This window comes from Rhizobium sp. JAB6 (genome assembly GCF_003024605.1).
Taxonomy (GTDB): domain Bacteria; phylum Pseudomonadota; class Alphaproteobacteria; order Rhizobiales; family Rhizobiaceae; genus Rhizobium.
In genome coordinates, this window is sequence record NZ_PYJQ01000004.1 from 87146 (window position 1) to 103606 (window position 16461).

Consider the following 16461-nt stretch of genomic DNA (forward strand, 5'->3'; position numbering starts at 1 on the left):
GCCGCCTTTTGCGAGAAAGAGCCGCATACAGCCCTATGCCCGGTTGCCTCCGGGTTGGAGTGCGCTAGCTTTCGGTAGTCAACACTCTTCTTTCGAGGCTGACATGACCGACGATGTCTTGCTGACATTCAATGCCGGATCCTCGACCTTGAAGATCGGGGTCTTCGAGCTGACGGCAAAGGGGCCGGAGAATGTCGGCCGCGGCAAGATCGATTTCGATCAAAGCCCATTGATGCTTCGCTATTCCATCGGCCATGATCGATATGAGAAGGCGATCAGGGGCGATAGCAGCGCGCAGTTCATGTCCGTCATCTCCGAAACGCTGGACCATGTGCTGGCCCACCTTCCCGGCAAGCTCCAGGCAGTTGCCCATCGTGTCGTTCACGGCGGCATGACCTTTCAAGAGGCGACCCTCCTGGATGATGCTGCGATCGAGCGGATCGAGACGCTCATACCCCTTGCGCCCCTGCACCAGCCGCAGGCCCTGCGCGCCATTCGGTCGATGCGAACGTTGCGGCCGGAGGTCCGGCAGGCAGCCTCCTTCGACACCGCCTTCCATTCGTCGCAAGCCGATGTCGTGCGGCGGCTGGCGATACCGCGCGCCCTGCATGACGACGGCGTACGCCGCTACGGCTTTCATGGGCTCTCCTACAAATACATCGCCGCCAAGCTTCGAGAGATCGATCCGGAAGCGGCGAAGAGCAAGGTCGTCGCCTGCCATCTCGGCAGCGGTGCCAGCCTGTGCGCGATGGAAAACGGCATCAGCCGCGACACGAGCATGGGTTTTTCGGCGCTGGACGGCATCCCCATGGCGACGCGTCCCGGCTGGCTGGATCCGGGCGCCCTGCTCTACCTCATGAGGACGGGAATGCCGCAGGCCGAAAGGATCGAGGATTTCCTCTACCATCGATGCGGGCTGCTCGGCGTCTCCGGTATTAGCGGCGACACGCGGGTTCTGCTCGATGACGAGCGCCCGGAAGCGGCCGAGGCCATAGATCTGTTCTGCCTGCGCATATCAGGCGAAATCGGGCGACTATGCGCGACACTCGGTGGCCTCGGCGCCATCGTCTTCACCGCCGGCATCGGCGAGAACCAGCCGCAGATCAGGACTCGCATTACACAAAGGTTGCGATGGCTGGGTATCGAGATCGACGAAGACGCGAACATGCGCAATTTGAGCTCGATCAACACGGCCTCCAGCCGCGTGAAGCTATTCGTGATTCCCACCGACGAGGAACGGGTAATCGCCGAAGAGGCCGTTGCCCTCATCGCTTGACGAAAACGAGGAGACGCAGATGAATGCCGTTACCACACCGCTTTCGCCCGAAGAACTTTCCCTCATCGACCGCTACTGGAAAGCGGCCAACTATCTGTCGGTCGGCCAGATCTATCTCATGGACAATCCGCTCCTGCGCGAACCGCTGAAGCCCGAGCATATCAAGCCGAGACTGCTCGGCCACTGGGGCACGACGCCCGGATTGAACTTCATCTATGCGCATCTCAACCGCGTCATCAAGACGCGCGATCTCAACGTCATCTATATATGCGGCCCTGGTCACGGCGGTCCCGGCATGGTCGCCAATACCTATCTGGAGGGCACCTATAGCGAGATTTATCCGGATATCGCCGAGACGGCGGAAGGGATGCAAAGGCTGTTCAAACAGTTTTCCTTCCCCGGCGGCATTCCGAGCCACGCCGCACCGGAGACGCCCGGCTCCATCCATGAGGGCGGCGAACTCGGCTATGCGCTGGTGCATGCCTATGGTGCCGCCTTCGACAATCCCGATCTGATCGTCGCCTGCGTCGTCGGCGATGGTGAAGCCGAATCCGGACCGCTGGCGGCGAGCTGGCATTCCAATAAGTTCCTCAATCCGGCGCGCGACGGTGCGGTGCTGCCGATCCTCCACCTCAACGGCTATAAGATCGCCAATCCGACAATCCTCGGCCGAGCCAGCGACGAGGATCTCCGCAATCTCTTCGGGGGCTACGGCTATGAACCCTTCTTTGTCGAAGGGCATGAGCCGAGCGCCATGCATCAGGCGATGGCCGATACAATCGACCGCGTCTTCGACCGCATCCGTGACATACAGAAAACCGCACGTCAAAAGACTTCGCCCGAAGGGGTGCCACGCTGGCCCATGATCGTGCTGCGAAGCCCGAAAGGCTGGACCGGCCCCAAGCAAGTCGATGGCAAGAAAGTCGAAGGTTTCTGGCGAGCGCATCAGGTGCCGGTCGCCAATTGCCGCGGCGACGAGGCGCACCGCAAGATCCTGGAAGACTGGATGCGCAGCTATGATCCGGATGACCTTTTCGATCATAGCGGGCGGCTGAAGGAGGATCTGCAGGCGCTTGCGCCCCGCGGCAAAAGGCGTATGAGCGCCAATCCGCATGCCAATGGCGGCCTGCTGCGCCAGGAGCTTCTGGTTCCCTCCATTGAGGATTATGCCATAGAGATCGGCGAGCGCGGCAGCAAGCAGGTGCAATCCACCGAGGTCCTGGGGCACTACTTGCGCGACACGCTGAAGCTTAATGATGCCAAGCAGAATTTCCGCATCTTCGGTCCCGACGAAACGGAATCGAACCGGCTCGGCAGCGTCTTTGAAGCCACGAACCGGGTCTGGATGGAGGAGATCGAAGATTATGACGTCCACCTCTCCCGCGACGGACGAGTGATGGAGGTGCTCAGCGAGCATCTATGCCAGGGCTGGCTGGAAGGGTATCTGCTTACGGGGCGGCACGGGCTTTTTTCGTGCTATGAAGCCTTCATTCATATCATCGATTCCATGTTCAACCAGCACGCCAAATGGCTGAAGGTTTCACGCGAGTTGCCATGGCGCAAACCGATCTCGTCGCTGAACTATCTTTTGACCTCGCATGTTTGGCGGCAGGATCACAATGGCTTTTCCCACCAGGATCCGGGCTTCGTCGATCTCGTTGCCAACAAGAAGGCCGATATCGTGCGCATCTATCTGCCGCCGGACGCCAATACACTGCTGTGGGTCGGCAATCATTGCCTCAGGACCTATGACCGGATCAATGTCATCGTGGCCGGCAAGCAGCCGGAATCGCAATGGCTCAGCATCGACGAAGCCGCCGCCCATTGTAAGGCCGGCGTGGGCATCTGGGATTGGGCGAGCTACGAAGACAATACGATCGCACCCGACGTGGTGATGGCCTGCGCAGGCGATGTCCCCACCATGGAAACGCTCGCCGCCGTCATGCTGCTGCACGAGGCGATCCCCGATCTCAAGATCCGCACGGTCAACGTGGTCGATCTCCTGGCGCTGCAGGACCCGCAACAGCATCCGCACGGCCTCGATCATAAGTCCTTCGACCAGATCTTCACCGCCGACAAGCCGGTGATCTTTGCCTATCACGGCTATCCCTACCTGATCCACCGCTTGACCTACCGGCGGACCAACCACGACAACATCCATGTTCGCGGCTTTATCGAAGAGGGCACGACGACCACGCCATTCGATATGACCGTGCTGAATGAGCTGGATCGCTATCATCTCGCTTTGGAGGCGATCAACCGTATTCCCGGCCTGTGGGAGAAGGTACCGGAGGTCGTGGATGGCCTAAAGGCAAAACTCATCAGGCATCATGACTATGTCCGGCAGCATGGCGAGGATATGCCGGAAGTCTCAAATTGGCGGTGGAAGCGATAGAGCCGGACCGACATCCCGTTTCCGCCGGAAATACCGCCTTGAACGTCCCCGAACCTCAGGATTTGGACGCGTGCTGCGGCTTTCCCTTTTGTTTGGTCGAGGCCATGTCGTGAAGCTCCTTCTCGCTCATGGACTCGACCATGCTCTTCGACGCACCCTTCAATTCGCTCTTCTTTCTTTCGCCGCGTTTGGCGGCGAGCGCCGCACCGGCAGCCATTTGCTGCGATTTCGACTTGGCTGGCATGACGACATCTCCTTCGGGCTGCATTGAAATTTCGCCGGCCTATCCGGCAAAGCGCGCCAGCAGGATCACGAGCGCCATCGCCGCAAGCCCGCCGATGAATATCAGGCGCTGCCAGCGCCGCCTCAGGATGATTTCGCCCTGGCGCACCTCTTGCGCGGAAAACGTGCGCGGCTCGGGTTTGCGCGGACCGTCTCGGTCTCTCGTGCTCATTGCAACCATCCTTCGGCGGCAGCAACCGCCGATCATGTCTGCTTGCAAATAGCGCCTTACGCCTGGTATTTGCCGGTAAGGCTTGCTTCTGCAAGCGTGTGTTTCTTCACTTTCTGCCACATTGCTTCCACCCCGGCGGCTTCGGGAAGCGTCACCCTCGGTACGTCAAGGGCAGCAAGCCGGAAGATATACCGGTGGGCTGGATCGCCTGCAGGAGGCGTTGGACCGTCATAGCGGGCATTGCCGAAATCATTCTTGTAAAAGCGCAGCGCCTGCTCCTGCATCGTGTCCACGCTTTCGACAAGGCCGCTCCATTGCGCCGGAATATTGGCGATCCCGCAGTGGCGGAATGTTCCGCTCGGCGCATCTGGATCCTCGATGATCAATGCAAAGCTTTGGGTTTTCTCAGGCGCCCCACCCCAGGCAAGTGGCGGGAATATGTTTTCGCCCTCCAGCGCATATTTGCGCGGTATCGGCGTTCCCTCGGCAAAGGCCTTGCTGATCAACGTCAAAGCCATTCGGACCTCCTTTCATCGTCGCGGATTCATGTGCCTGTGACCTTCTGAATTTAAGGTGGAACACATCAGAATCACTATTGTTCCCCATGGAACTATCGCTCGCCCTCAGTTGTTCGGAGCATCTACGAAGGAGAAAAAGATGGCGGATGAACGGTTCGAGTGGATCAGCAGGCGGGCTTACGCCATTTGGGAAGCAGCCGGACGCCCTTGGGGCTGCAGCCAGCATCATTGGGAGCAGGCAGTCAAGGAGCGCGAAATCATGGAGAGGACGCGAGCATCGGCAGATGGTGAAGAAATACTCGCGAGATTCCGAAAACCTACCGCCAAGCACCGGGCGGATGACGACGATCAGGAAACCGAGGAAAGAACGCCATCCGGCGCCCGCCGCGCCGGATAGTCGACCGCCATCGGCCACTCTTCTCCAGAGGCCTGTTCGCGCCGGGAGCCTAGAGCCTTTCGCTTTTCTTCGAACCGCGAAAATGCTCGATCTCTTGTTTTTACGCAATTCCGGACGGAAAAGCCCGCTACGAACTTTACCTGGAATTGCTTAGCTGCCGACGGTGCGTTAACCCTGCGGTTATCCGAAATTTTGAAAGCCGCCCCTAGTTCTGCGTTCCGTCGCGGTTCGGCTGGGCCGGTGTGCTCTTCGTGCCCTGCTGATTGTTTTCCGTACGATCGGTCGGAGCCGGCTGGGCCGTTTGGCCGGCGGGTGGTGTATTGTCTATCGTCCCCCCCTGCGGCTGTCCGCTGGAGGAGCTTATCGTCGGCGCCGAATTCTGGGATTTGCCTGGTTCGATATAACGACCCCAGATTTCCACGCCAGCCCATACGATTGCCACCAGCACCAATGCCGTAATGAGGAGAGTGGATAGATGCGTTCCCCGCACGCCCTGCCGCGCTTCGGTCGCCGATAGCGGCTTCGTTTCTTCTCGGGGCTTCTTCTGTTCATCGAACGCCATGGCGAGCCTCCATTATTGCAAACGCTACATTGGCCTAACCGAAACACCCCGGCGATGGTTCCATTGAGGAGCCTGCCGGATCGGCGCCGCCGGAACAATGGGCACAGCCCGGCGTTACCCTTACGAGGTTGCAGATCGTGCCAAGCGAACGCGATGGTGCTGAAGAATATGGAGATTTTTTCGCTTTCTCTCCATAGCCAACGAAACGGCAGGCGAGCTTCCTATCCATCCGGTCTGCAGCCCCTCCAATGCTCGAGGAGGGTAAAAAGTGCCAATAAATCCCGTCAATGCCGTGACGCCGAAGAAATTGCCGGCACCCGCGCCGTTGCCCCGATCGAGATCTGATCGGCCGCGTCATCGCAGCAATGGAAAGCTGGCCGAAAGCAGCCGTTTGCTGTTGATCGCGACGATGGCGGCTGCGCTGTCCTGGAATTTTGCCTTCGCACAGCAACCGAATGATGACCGATGCAAGGCGGAGGAAACCAACCGGCAGACCGACGGCAAGCAAGCGCAAGGCCGGCAGACACCCTCGGCAACAAACAACCCCAGCCAGAAACTGTCCGACTGCGGCGGCGTGCTGAAACCGCCGACGGTCGGCGACAGCAAGATGGAAAAGCCAGCCCCGCAGGTCGGCAACACCCCCGTCATCAAGCCCGGCGACACGCAACAGCAGAATAATCAACAGCCCAGCAAATGATGCTGATCCGTCAGGGTTTGGGTTCGGGCTGCTCGATAGGGCCATTCTTGACGGCCCCGCTATCTCGGCCGTTACTTGACGTAAACGGCTTGATGACGAGAATCCCCAGAACGGACGCCACCATCAGGCCGAAGATGACGAGCAACAGCATCCGCATCTGGAAGCCTAGCGCCGTCCCGATGGGCGGATGGCAAGATTGCTGTCATGCCCGATTATACCGCTTGCCTGCCGGGAGATCGTTTCCGCACGCTGCTTGGCCTCGTGATTTTCGACTGAGCCATCAATAACGACGCGCCCATTGCCGACGGTCACGAAGATGCTGGTCTCGTCAAGCAATTGATCGGCTTTCAGCTTGCTCTCGATTTCCGTTCGAATTTCGACGTCTGTTCTCTCCGGCGTCGATATGTACGGCGCTGCGGAACGCTCTTCGGACCGTGTGCGTCGGCTGGTCTCCGTTGACCCGGAAGCCCGCACATGCGAGATTTTTCCGGAAATGTCCTCGGCCATCTGTTTGCGCGACAGATCATATTCGGCTGAGTCTTCGCAGCGCGCATCGTCAGTACCATTCTCGAGCCGGGGCTCTGGGGAGGCTTCTCCTACCCGCTGTCCGGGCCCGATATCACCCGACCCACCGGCCGCCTGATCGAGTGCCTGAATAGTGCGTGTGTCGCTACGATGCGGAGAACCCCTTGCGTTTGTCCTGTCGGTGATCTTAGTCATGGTTTTCTCCCTGTTCCGTGAGCGGTTAACCTTTGCCGCCCCGGAATGTTCCGGCCTCCATGCCTGCATCAAGCTCCGGTCGTCAGCATTTCGAAGGACACCACCTTGTAATGCTCCTCAAGCGACGCAAGCAGTTGCGCACCGCCGCCATCCATCCCCGCTTGCCGCCATCGCACCTCGTAGGAAATATGCGCGGTCGCGTCGTTCGGCCCGGTGGTCTTGCCGACAAAGGAGAAGGCATATCCGAGCGGTTCCAGCGCTGTTTGCGCATCGGCGATCGCAATACCCCCATCGCGAGGCAGCTCGAATACGAAACGCGCCTTTTGCCGGCGTGCGATCAGCCTGTCGAATTGTTTGAATGGCGACAGCACGATGAAGGCGATGATGGCCCCGGCCGAACCCACGATCAATTGACCGCCACCGATGCACAGACCGACCGCCGTCATGAACCACAAGGTCGCCGCCGTCGTGACGCCGGTGATCAGGTCGCCACGTTTGAGAATGGCGCCGCCGCCGATGAAGCCGACACCCGTCAGCACGCCAAGCGGAAAGCGCAGCACATCCATCGAGGCGAATGATTGCGACGTTTTGCCCAGCGTGGATAGAAGCAAATTGGCCTGGATCATCGACAGGCATGCGGCAAGTCCGACCAGGATCGTCGTGCGAAACCCGGCGGCATGACCGCCCATTTCCCGGTTGATCCCGATCAGGCATCCGGCTGCGACCACCAGCAGCAGACGGAGGGCGATATCCAGCCAACCCACGTCGACCGGCATAGTGTCGCTCAGGTGAGGCACGATCTCCTCCCAAAGGAGTGTCACCAGCAAGATTGATGGGGGAACATCGCAAAAAGGCGTTTCGTTCCATCTTTGATGGAAGCCGCTCGCAAAAAAACACAGTAGAAGCAGGACGATGCTCTACCGCTTACCTGGCACGCGGAAAAAGCGCGTGAGCCGGGAGGCCGCTTGCGGCGTTGCGCAGCAAGCCCTTCCAGCATGTTAGCCTTTGCTTTTCCCAGCCAAAACCCCGGCGCGGAATGTATTACGTTGCGCGTGAGGATAGGCGGGCGGCACGCTGCCTGCGGTTCGCTTCCAGCGCCCGTCGGAAATCCAGGTCGGTTCGCGCGTGGTGACCGAGGTCATCGAGAAAACGAGAGAGATCGTCGAGCGTATCGACGATGACATATCGCAGACCATCACCGGCATCGATCAGATCATGGCCGATGCTGACGCCGAAGCCGCCGGGGACCTTGCGAAACCATGCCGAGCGCCAGCGCTTGAAACCATCGGGGTCCGACTGACATTCCGCAAGCAGCATCTTTTGCTGATCAAGCCGCGCAAGGAATGCTTCAACCACATCCTGTGAACCGGCCTTCGGCCTTTCCGCCTTCTTCGCCAGCCATTTTTCAAGAAGCCGCGAACTGGGCTGCGGCGCCATCGCTTCATCACGATCCACGAGAGTCGCTGAATCACTATCCGGGCACTCCGCGCCATCCTTGTGCTGGACCTCCTGCGGGAACGAACCTGCTTGTGGCTCCTGTTCCATAGCCAAGGTCTGCTTCAGATCGGCGGCAAGCTCTCCCCAGATGGATCTCGATGCTCCAGTTGATATTGCTTTCATCCGGCGGGAGGCTTTGATTTCAATGATAAAGGGCTTTGTCTGTTTAACCATGATGCTTCGATATGTGCCCGATGACGGAGCGCAGTTAATGGACAATCAAAAGGAATAAGAGGCTGGCATTTTCTGGGAGCAACACCGCGACATGGCGATCGTCTGCGAACGTTGGAGGTTAAGGCCCTACACCAAACCGCTTGATGAAGCAATCTCCGCCGCTGCCTCATCCCAAACGGGCATCAATGCATTGCGATCTGATCTGCGTCACGACGAGGGCAGGCGTGTAGCAAGTCGGGATGATCATCGGGGAGGAAGCTCTGACGGCACGCATGTTCTGCGAATCAACGATCATGCAATCGGACCATCCGATGCACATCACAACCAGCACCATTCCTCGGCCGCGGCAATACAATCGTCCTGCATTCAAAATGAAACAGACTGCGCCGCGGCAGCACATTTAGTCTTCATATGTCTTAGCAATTATTGCTAAATATGAAGATCTCGTAATATATTCGCTTAAAATGGCTGCGGCGTTCTGGTAAGTTATCACTTGCGTGCATGCTCGGTTAATTGCCATCGTTGATACGCGTGCTCCGATGCGAACGGACGAGTTCAAACTGCACAATGGCCGGATTGCGCAGCCGGCTTGGGGAGGACGAGGCCCTATGCCCGAAAACCGAGTGGATCGGCCGCAGCAAACTCTCTATGGGTCCGAATCCGACAACGGTTTAGAGGCAACGGTCTCGCTTTGGGATCTCGATTTCAAACTGCTCGATTCCTCCAAGCGATTTAAAGAGCATATAGGTCTCACACCCCGCAGCGAGGTGTCATTGTGGGAGGCCTATTCCGCGCTCGCAACGCCCGCGCTCGCCGAACTCGTTCGTCACGTCATCGATACGGGTGATCCCCGCACGATCCAGCTCGCCGATCCGAAGCGGGGACAACGTAACTTGCTCGTCTCCCGGATCCGAGTGGGGCTCCTGATCGTCGAAACCCAGGGAGCAGATGAAGCCCTCTCGCCCGAAGACAATGAAAAAGCGCGGCTCATCCATCAGGCAACGCACGATGTCCTTACCGGACTGCCAAATCGTCGCCAATTCAGCGCGGCGCTGGAGCAATTGCTTCCGGTAACCGGCAAGATTGGGCCGGCGCTGATGCAGCTCGACCTCGATGATTTCAAGCCTGTCAACGACACGCTCGGCCACGGCGCCGGCGACATGGTGCTGAAACTCACCGCGGAGAGAATCACGAAAGCACTCGGCCGCGGCGGAACGGCCTACCGTCTCGCCGGCGATGAATTTGCCATCATCCAGGTCGGTCCGCAGCGGGCCGTGGAGGCGGAACGGCTGGCAGAGGCGCTGCTGGCCGAATTCAAAAAGCCGTTCACGATCAACGGCATCTCTCTCTTCGTCGGCGTCAGCGTGGGAATCGCGATCGCGCCGCGCGACGGCAATGAGGGAGAACAGCTGATGAAGGCGGCCGATGTCGCCCTTTATGCCGCCAAGAAAGAAGGGCGGCGGCGGGCACGGACATTCGATCCGGCCATGCTGATCGTAGTCGAACAAAGAGAACTGCTGCGGCGGAGCCTGCGCGTGGCGTTGCAGCTTGATGAGTTCTTCATTGAATATCAGCCGCTGGTGGAGCCTCCGTCCAATGTCGTCGGCTTCGAGGCGCTCCTGCGCTGGCGGCACCCGACACTCGGGATCATTCCGCCGGCAGCCTTCATTCCTATGGCCGAAGCCGACGGGCTCATGCGTGAAATCGGCCAGTGGATGCTGGAGGAAGCCTGCCGCGAGGCCTTGGCGTGGCCGGAGCACTATACGCTTGCCGTCAATCTTTCTCCGGCGGAGTTCCTGACGCCGGGCCTTACCGATCGCATCTCTCAAACGCTCGATGTCGTCGGATTTCCAGCCGAGCGCCTGGAGCTGGAAATCACCGAAGGCGTGCTTCTGGAGCGGACGATCAACAATCTTGACACGCTGAACACGCTGAACGTACTCGGCATTCAGATTTCCCTCGATGATTTCGGCACGGAATATTCCTCACTCAGCTATCTCAAGAATTTTCCGTTCGATACGATCAAGATTGATCGCTATTTCATCAGGGATCTTTTGCAGGACAGCAAAAGCCAGACCATTGTGCGCTCTGTCATCAGCCTCGCCCATGGCCTGGGTATGCGGGTGACCGCGGAGGGCGTCGAGACGCAGCAGCAGGCGGCCTGGCTTCAGCAGGAGGGCTGCGACCGCCTGCAGGGTTACAGCATCAGCCCTCCGCTCGGCGCCGACAAGCTTGATGATTTCATAAGGCAGGGTGCACGCACCCCATCCGCCACGTCATTCGATAAATTTCACGCCAGTCCGTGAGTTTCTGAAGCATATTTTATTTGGGATTTCTCGAGAAGGTACCATACAGATGCAAGTGGACGCGGCTTTCGAGCCATTGCTTGAACTGGAGATGGAAATGGCAACCTTGGTGGCGGATTGGGCGCATTGCGACCAATGCGCCGCTTACGTGGCTCGCATGGTCAGCCACGATCGCCACGATCCCATCCGCCATGCCAATCTGCTTTCGGCAGCCCTGAACGAGCTTTTCGAGATGTCGTTCCACACCAGAGAGAGCGGCGGTGCCCTTACCGTCCGCTTCTATCGAAACGGCTCGATCGAACGGATCGAATTGGCCTTTCCCTGCTCGGCAGAGCAACGCAATTCATATGAAGCAATCATTCAGCGTATTAGAAACGGTCAGGCGCTTGCCAACTATCTCGATGTCATCACCGACGACGCAGCGCGTGCCGAGCATGCGATCCTTCTCGGCCTGGCCGTCAATTACGATGCCGATATCGAACTGTCCGTTCGGGATAAGGAAATAACGACTTTCGTGGTGGACCTCGCGCTCGAAAGGCTACTCAATTGAGCAATCCCTCCTCTGGCCGTTTCACGGCGCAATTCGATGCCAACAATCAGGAATTCTCGCTGGCCGGGGTTCTCAGGCCGCATTCGGTCTCGGAGCTTGCCGATGATCTCGCCCTGCTGCGCCATGGTATCGAGACGGTAAACGGCGTCTGCTACATCAATCTGAAGCGCGTCATCCACATGAACAATACGGCGTTTCGTGCCCTGACGCATGTCCTGCTCGATGCCACGCGATCGAGGCCGGATCTCAAACTGACGGTCGTCGCTTCGAGCGTCGTCGCATGGGCGTCGCGACTGTTTCGTCATCTGAGCGACCTGTCACCCAACATCGTCGTCGAGATCTATGATTCCGCCTTCTATCCCGGCCAGACATTCGTGGAGAATCAGAGCTTCATCCCAATCCTCCGCACCCAGACGAAAATGACCTGGCGGCACGAGCGCGAGATATTGCCGCGGCACGGCCTTCGCGAGGGCTTGCACATCGCCGATATCTGCTGCGGCATCGGTGATTTCGCCATGCTGCTGCGAAAGGATTTCAAGCCGGCGCGGATCGTTGCCCTCGACCATTCGATTCCCAGCCTGGAATATGCGCGCAAGGTCGCAGAAGACTTCGATGTCCACGACATCGAATATACCTACGGCGATGCATCCCAGATGCTGTTCGAGAGCGACCAGTTCGATTTCGTGACCTGCAGGCACTCGTTGCAGATCTTCGACCGCCCGGATGTTCTGCTTCGCGAACTCTATCGCATATGCAAGCCGGGTGGCAGGGTCTACATCACCAACGAGAAGAACTCCCATTGTCTTGGCGAGCCCAGAGCCGAAAGCATCCAATGGACCTATAACGAGGTCGCGAAACTGTTCGCGCATTTCGATATGGATGTCGAGATGGGTCCCAAGGGCCGCCGCATGCTGCTGGACGCCGGCTTTACCGATGTGCGGATGGAGAGCTTCATGGTGACGAATCTCGACGGCGATCCCCAGGATTTTGCTGACATCATCACGGCATGGCAGAATGTCTATGCCGATGAAATGGCGGTCCGAAGAGGGGATTCGGCCGCATTTATCGAGCGATTCAAGCAAGGTTTCGCCGATCATATTTTTGCCGCTCTCCACCCAAGAGGCTATGCCGGCTGGCCGATTTGGGCTTCTTCGGGACAGAAACCGTTATGACGGGGGCGCCAATCGCTAAGCAACGGCTCGGACTGCGCTCATTTCGCGCTAAATTTCTGCTCGTCGTCGGGGGAGCGGTCCTATTCGACCTCATGGTCAGCGGTGGTCTTGCGCTGTGGAACGTTCAGCGGCTATCGCGCAACGCCACGACGGAAGTGGGACAAGGCCTGGAGAAAGCGAGCCAGGATTATATCGGCTCCTATGCGGATTCGACCGCCGCAGAGGTCGGTTTGCTGATCGATCAGGTCCATTCCGACGTGAAGGCGCTGGCGGGTGTGCTGCAGGGACAGATCGACAATCCGGCGCGGAGCGTCGATGTCGGCGCTGCCATGAGCAGAGCGTCTCCAGGCGCCGTTACGGTGACCTACGACCCGGCGGGCCGGTGGTCGCAGAACCTGCCCGGCACGCCCTCCGTCATCAGCGTCTGGGGTTACCTGCTCGATAAGGATCACCATCCCCTCCCCCAGGTACAGGCCGACATAGAATGGAGCGCGGTGCTCGATCTGGTTGCTCCTTCCCTGCTGCATAACGGCGCATCGAAGCTGCAGATGTACTATATCGGCCCGAGGGAGCGCCCGATTTTCCGGACTGCGCCCTATACGACGCAGGCGCAGACCTTTGATCGCCTCTATCCGGGCCACAACAGCGCCGATTTTTGGACATTCTTCTTTCCTGGCCTCTATGAATCCTGGCAGCAATGGGCCTCCGACCCGTCATCCCGCCCCGTTGCCGATTACATCACCCAGACGGCCCCCTATACCGACGCCATTACCGGCAAGCTGATCGTCAGCTTTTTCCATCCGCTCTGGACGCCGGATCGGCATCAGGTGGCCGGCGCGGCCGGCACGGATATTACACTCACGCAGCTTGCCGAAATCGTTGAACATGTGAAAGTTGCCCAAACCGGCTTCGGCTTCCTGACGATGTCGAATGGAAACGTCGTCGCAATCAATCCCGCCGGCGAGAAGATCATCGGCCTGCGCGCCGCCAACGACGCGGCCGCCAAGGGGGTTACCGGTCTCGACCGATCGTTGCGCAACAGCACGCAAGAGGCCATCACGAAACTGCCGCTCGATGCCGATGGTGTGATCCAGCACATCAGCCTCCGCGAACAAGGAGAGGACGTTCCCTATCTCGCGGTCGTCAAGCAATTGCACCCGACCAATCTCTGGGTGGACGGACCGGTCAAGCGCGAGGTCATGTCGCTCGGGATCGTGGTGCCTGAGCGCGAGATCTACGCCTCGCTCATCGCCGCCAAGGATGAGATATCGCGGGCGACCAACCGCATTCTGCTCTATCAGATCATGGCGGTCCTGGTGTCCCTGATGATCGTCACGGCGGCGGTCTTTGCCGCCTCGAAACGCGTCACCAGCGGCATCAGCGCGCTGGCGAGCGCCGCCAAGCGCATACAGGCGAAGGATTATTCGGTCAGGGTTGATATCTCGACCAGGGACGAAGTGGCGGATGCCGGCCTCGCATTCAACAGGATGGCGGAGGATATCAGCTTCCACACTGAAAACCTCGAAAAGCTCGTTTCCGACCGGACCAGGGAGATCGAGGCGGCCAAGGAAGAGATCTCCACCCTCAATAGTCAATTGAAGAATGAAAACCTTCGGCTGGCTGCCGAACTCAACGTCGCCAGGCAGATCCAGCTGATGGTCCTGCCGCGGGCCAAAGAACTGACGGCGATCAAGAATCTGGAGATCGCCGCCTACATGCGCCCGGCCGATGAAGTCGGCGGCGACTATTATGATGTTCTGCAGAACGGAAACAACCTGAAGATCGGCATCGGCGACGTGACCGGTCACGGGCTTGAGAGCGGCGTACTCATGCTTATGGTGCAATCAATCGCCCGCGCCCTGCTGGAGGCGGGTGAGATGGACCCCGCAAAATTCCTGACCGATCTCAACCGCGCCATCTTCAAGAACATCGAACGGACCCGGACAGACAAGCATATTACCTTGTCGTTTCTCGATTATGATGGCGAGAGGCTGACGATATCCGGTCAGCACGAAGACATGATCATTATTCGCCAGGACGGCAAAGTGGAGCGGATAGATACAGGCGACCTCGGCCTCCCCATCGGCCTTGAGCCTGATATCGCGCCCTTTATCGACACGCGGCAAATACCCTTCGAAAAGGGCGACATGGTTGTCCTGCATACCGATGGGGTCACGGAAGCGGAGAATTCGAGGGGCGAGTTGTTCGGCTTCGATAGGCTTCTGGAGGATGCCCGACGGCTGCATGGCGGAACTGCGGAAGAAGTCGTCGAAGGCATACTCGACGATTTGATGGCCTATATCGGAACCCATAAGATCCATGACGATATCACCCTTGTGGTAATGCGGCACAGGTGAGGAAATGACGACAGCAATTTTCGGCGAGGAACGTCTGGTTTCGTTCGACCCCACCAATGCTCTTCGAATCCGCCTCTATGACGGGCCACTTCACCTGGCATGGCGTCATTCGGCCTTGACCTCGGACTTTATCGCGGAGACGATAGCGCTCGATTTCCGCTCCTCCGAGCGCCAATATAAGACCGTGCGGCACGATATCGGTTACCTGACCAACGAACTCATCGAAAATTCCATCAAATTCCGTGCCCCGGGCGAGATCCTTATCGAGGCATTAAGGGATGGCCATTATTTCCGGATGCGGACCGCGAATTTGATCGACCGCGAAGCCATGGTCCGCTTCCAGCAATTATTGTTGAGGGTCACCGCTGGCGATCCCGGCGACCTCCTCATAGAACAGATCGAAGCAAGCGTTCTTGCCGGTGACAATGCGTCCGGGCTAGGACTGTTGACATTGATGAGCGACTACCAGGTTCAATTGGCCTGGCAATTCGATGAAGGTGGTCCCCACAAGTGGATCACGCTCCAAACCTATGCCGCCATGGCGATTTCATCGGCGTGAACCCGCGAGAGGCCCTGTATGGAAATCAAAGAAGAAGCGTTCCGCGTCTGGTCCGAAGGCAATGTCTTATATTTTGACGGCACCATGCGCCTGGCTGGTCCCGATGCCTATGCACCGGTCTATGATCTCGCCAGGACGGTTCTTCATGGGGGTGGAGGAAAAGCGACTTTCGATCTGACCGGTCTGCAATTCTTGAATTCTTCGGGCATCAACCTGCTTGCCAAACTGACGATAGAAGCACGGAAGCATCCAGATATTCACCTCACCGTGTGCGGCTCCTCGCAAATTCCCTGGCAGATGAAATCACTACCGAACCTGAAAAAACTGCATCCGCGCCTCGATTTGCGCCTGACCTAACGCATCCCGTGCAAAGGCGCTCAGCGGCGTTGCGGCAACGGCATGCAAAAGCAAGGATCTAAAGCGTAAGAGGCAGATCTGGCGACACTCTTTAGCCGTCCAGTGCTGACGGCCTTATCGCAGCCGTCCCGGCATAGAAAGCTTGAACGCGAAGACCTTGCGGAGCGAAGAGGCGCATCGTGATACCGGATTTTTGAGTTGAACCGCGGTTAGCTCGCTTATACCTATCGACCTGCTCATCCCTGCAACTAAAGTCGTCGATATACCGAAACAACTAATAGAGACACGGTCAATCCCAGCTAAAGCAATATTTCAATACAGAAATTCTTCATACAATAGTTGAGCTTCGGACTTATGTTCCAGGTGATAAAAATGGACAGAATGCAAAGCTTCTGCATTCTCTGATAACGACAGCGTTATTAATTATTTGTAAATTATAACCGTAAATTGCAGCAATAAATCCTTGTTTT

The 16461-nt window shown here is 58.2% G+C and carries 18 protein-coding genes; 10 read left to right on the forward strand and 8 right to left on the reverse strand.

The window, feature by feature from the left end:
- The first annotated feature begins 103 nt into the window (after positions 1–103).
- Positions 104–1276: an acetate/propionate family kinase gene (locus tag C7U61_RS05240; RefSeq protein ID WP_106997106.1), complete on the forward strand. Its 1173-nt coding sequence runs from the start codon at positions 104–106 to the stop codon at positions 1274–1276.
- 19 nt (positions 1277–1295) lie between these two features.
- Entirely contained in the window at positions 1296–3671 is a 2376-nt protein-coding gene (locus tag C7U61_RS05245) for a phosphoketolase family protein (protein ID WP_106997107.1), read from the forward strand.
- 55 nt (positions 3672–3726) lie between these two features.
- On the opposite strand, the gene C7U61_RS05250 is transcribed toward C7U61_RS05245, so the two are convergent.
- The 3 genes from C7U61_RS05250 to C7U61_RS05255 are packed head-to-tail and all read right to left on the reverse strand — an operon-like array spanning position 3727 to position 4643.
- Positions 3727–3915 carry a DUF3008 family protein gene (locus C7U61_RS05250; protein WP_106997211.1) on the reverse strand — a complete coding sequence of 63 codons (189 nt, stop codon included), beginning with the start codon at positions 3913–3915 and terminating at the stop codon, positions 3727–3729.
- Positions 3916–3954: 39 nt separating this feature from the next.
- Positions 3955–4125, reverse strand: a complete 171-nt coding sequence (locus C7U61_RS19460; protein ID WP_181315794.1) for a hypothetical protein — start codon at positions 4123–4125, stop codon at positions 3955–3957.
- Between the two features lie 56 nt (positions 4126–4181).
- A complete protein-coding gene (locus C7U61_RS05255; protein ID WP_106997108.1) occupies positions 4182–4643 on the reverse strand; it encodes a YbhB/YbcL family Raf kinase inhibitor-like protein in 462 nt (153 codons plus the stop codon).
- Between the two features lie 139 nt (positions 4644–4782).
- On the opposite strand from C7U61_RS05255, the gene C7U61_RS05260 reads away from it, so the two are divergent.
- Entirely contained in the window at positions 4783–5040 is a 258-nt protein-coding gene (locus C7U61_RS05260; RefSeq protein WP_106997109.1) for a DUF2934 domain-containing protein, read from the forward strand.
- 205 nt (positions 5041–5245) lie between these two features.
- On the opposite strand, the gene C7U61_RS05265 is transcribed toward C7U61_RS05260, so the two are convergent.
- Positions 5246–5602 carry a hypothetical protein gene (locus C7U61_RS05265; RefSeq protein WP_106997110.1) on the reverse strand — a complete coding sequence of 119 codons (357 nt, stop codon included), beginning with the start codon at positions 5600–5602 and terminating at the stop codon, positions 5246–5248.
- A 292-nt stretch (positions 5603–5894) separates the two neighbouring features.
- On the opposite strand from C7U61_RS05265, the gene C7U61_RS05270 reads away from it, so the two are divergent.
- Positions 5895–6299: a hypothetical protein gene (locus C7U61_RS05270; protein ID WP_245410746.1), complete on the forward strand. Its 405-nt coding sequence runs from the start codon at positions 5895–5897 to the stop codon at positions 6297–6299.
- A 10-nt stretch (positions 6300–6309) separates the two neighbouring features.
- Here the strand turns inward: C7U61_RS05270 and C7U61_RS19465 are convergent, their stop codons facing one another.
- The 4 genes from C7U61_RS19465 to C7U61_RS05285 all read right to left on the reverse strand — a co-directional run bounded on the left by C7U61_RS19465 (position 6310) and on the right by C7U61_RS05285 (position 8690).
- On the reverse strand, positions 6310–6456 hold the full coding sequence (locus tag C7U61_RS19465; protein WP_181315795.1) for a hypothetical protein: 147 nt from the start codon (positions 6454–6456) through the stop codon (positions 6310–6312).
- Positions 6457–6464: 8 nt separating this feature from the next.
- Positions 6465–7019, reverse strand: coding sequence for a BON domain-containing protein (locus tag C7U61_RS05275; RefSeq protein WP_106997111.1), 555 nt, complete (start codon positions 7017–7019; stop codon positions 6465–6467).
- Between the two features lie 68 nt (positions 7020–7087).
- Complete coding sequence (locus C7U61_RS05280) at positions 7088–7819, reverse strand: MgtC/SapB family protein (RefSeq protein WP_106997213.1); 732 nt, start codon at positions 7817–7819, stop codon at positions 7088–7090.
- A gap of 241 nt (positions 7820–8060) precedes the next feature.
- Entirely contained in the window at positions 8061–8690 is a 630-nt protein-coding gene (locus C7U61_RS05285) for a hypothetical protein (RefSeq protein WP_245410747.1), read from the reverse strand.
- A 608-nt stretch (positions 8691–9298) separates the two neighbouring features.
- On the opposite strand from C7U61_RS05285, the gene C7U61_RS05290 reads away from it, so the two are divergent.
- The 6 genes from C7U61_RS05290 (at position 9299) to C7U61_RS05315 (ending at position 15991) form a co-directional block, all read left to right on the forward strand.
- Entirely contained in the window at positions 9299–10996 is a 1698-nt protein-coding gene (locus C7U61_RS05290) for a bifunctional diguanylate cyclase/phosphodiesterase (RefSeq protein WP_106997113.1), read from the forward strand.
- A gap of 97 nt (positions 10997–11093) precedes the next feature.
- Entirely contained in the window at positions 11094–11546 is a 453-nt protein-coding gene (locus tag C7U61_RS05295; RefSeq protein ID WP_245410748.1) for a ubiquinone biosynthesis methyltransferase UbiE, read from the forward strand.
- On the forward strand, positions 11543–12718 hold the full coding sequence (locus C7U61_RS05300; RefSeq protein WP_106997115.1) for a class I SAM-dependent methyltransferase: 1176 nt from the start codon (positions 11543–11545) through the stop codon (positions 12716–12718). The genes C7U61_RS05295 and C7U61_RS05300 overlap by 4 nt, the downstream gene beginning before the upstream one ends.
- Positions 12715–15075: a SpoIIE family protein phosphatase gene (locus C7U61_RS05305; protein ID WP_106997116.1), complete on the forward strand. Its 2361-nt coding sequence runs from the start codon at positions 12715–12717 to the stop codon at positions 15073–15075. The genes C7U61_RS05300 and C7U61_RS05305 overlap by 4 nt, the downstream gene beginning before the upstream one ends.
- A gap of 4 nt (positions 15076–15079) precedes the next feature.
- The gene (locus C7U61_RS05310; protein ID WP_106997117.1) at positions 15080–15634 is read left to right on the forward strand and encodes an ATP-binding protein; all 555 of its coding nucleotides are present in this window, start codon (positions 15080–15082) and stop codon (positions 15632–15634) included.
- A gap of 18 nt (positions 15635–15652) precedes the next feature.
- The gene (locus C7U61_RS05315) at positions 15653–15991 is read left to right on the forward strand and encodes a hypothetical protein (protein ID WP_106997118.1); all 339 of its coding nucleotides are present in this window, start codon (positions 15653–15655) and stop codon (positions 15989–15991) included.
- The last annotated feature ends 470 nt before the right edge of the window (positions 15992–16461 follow it).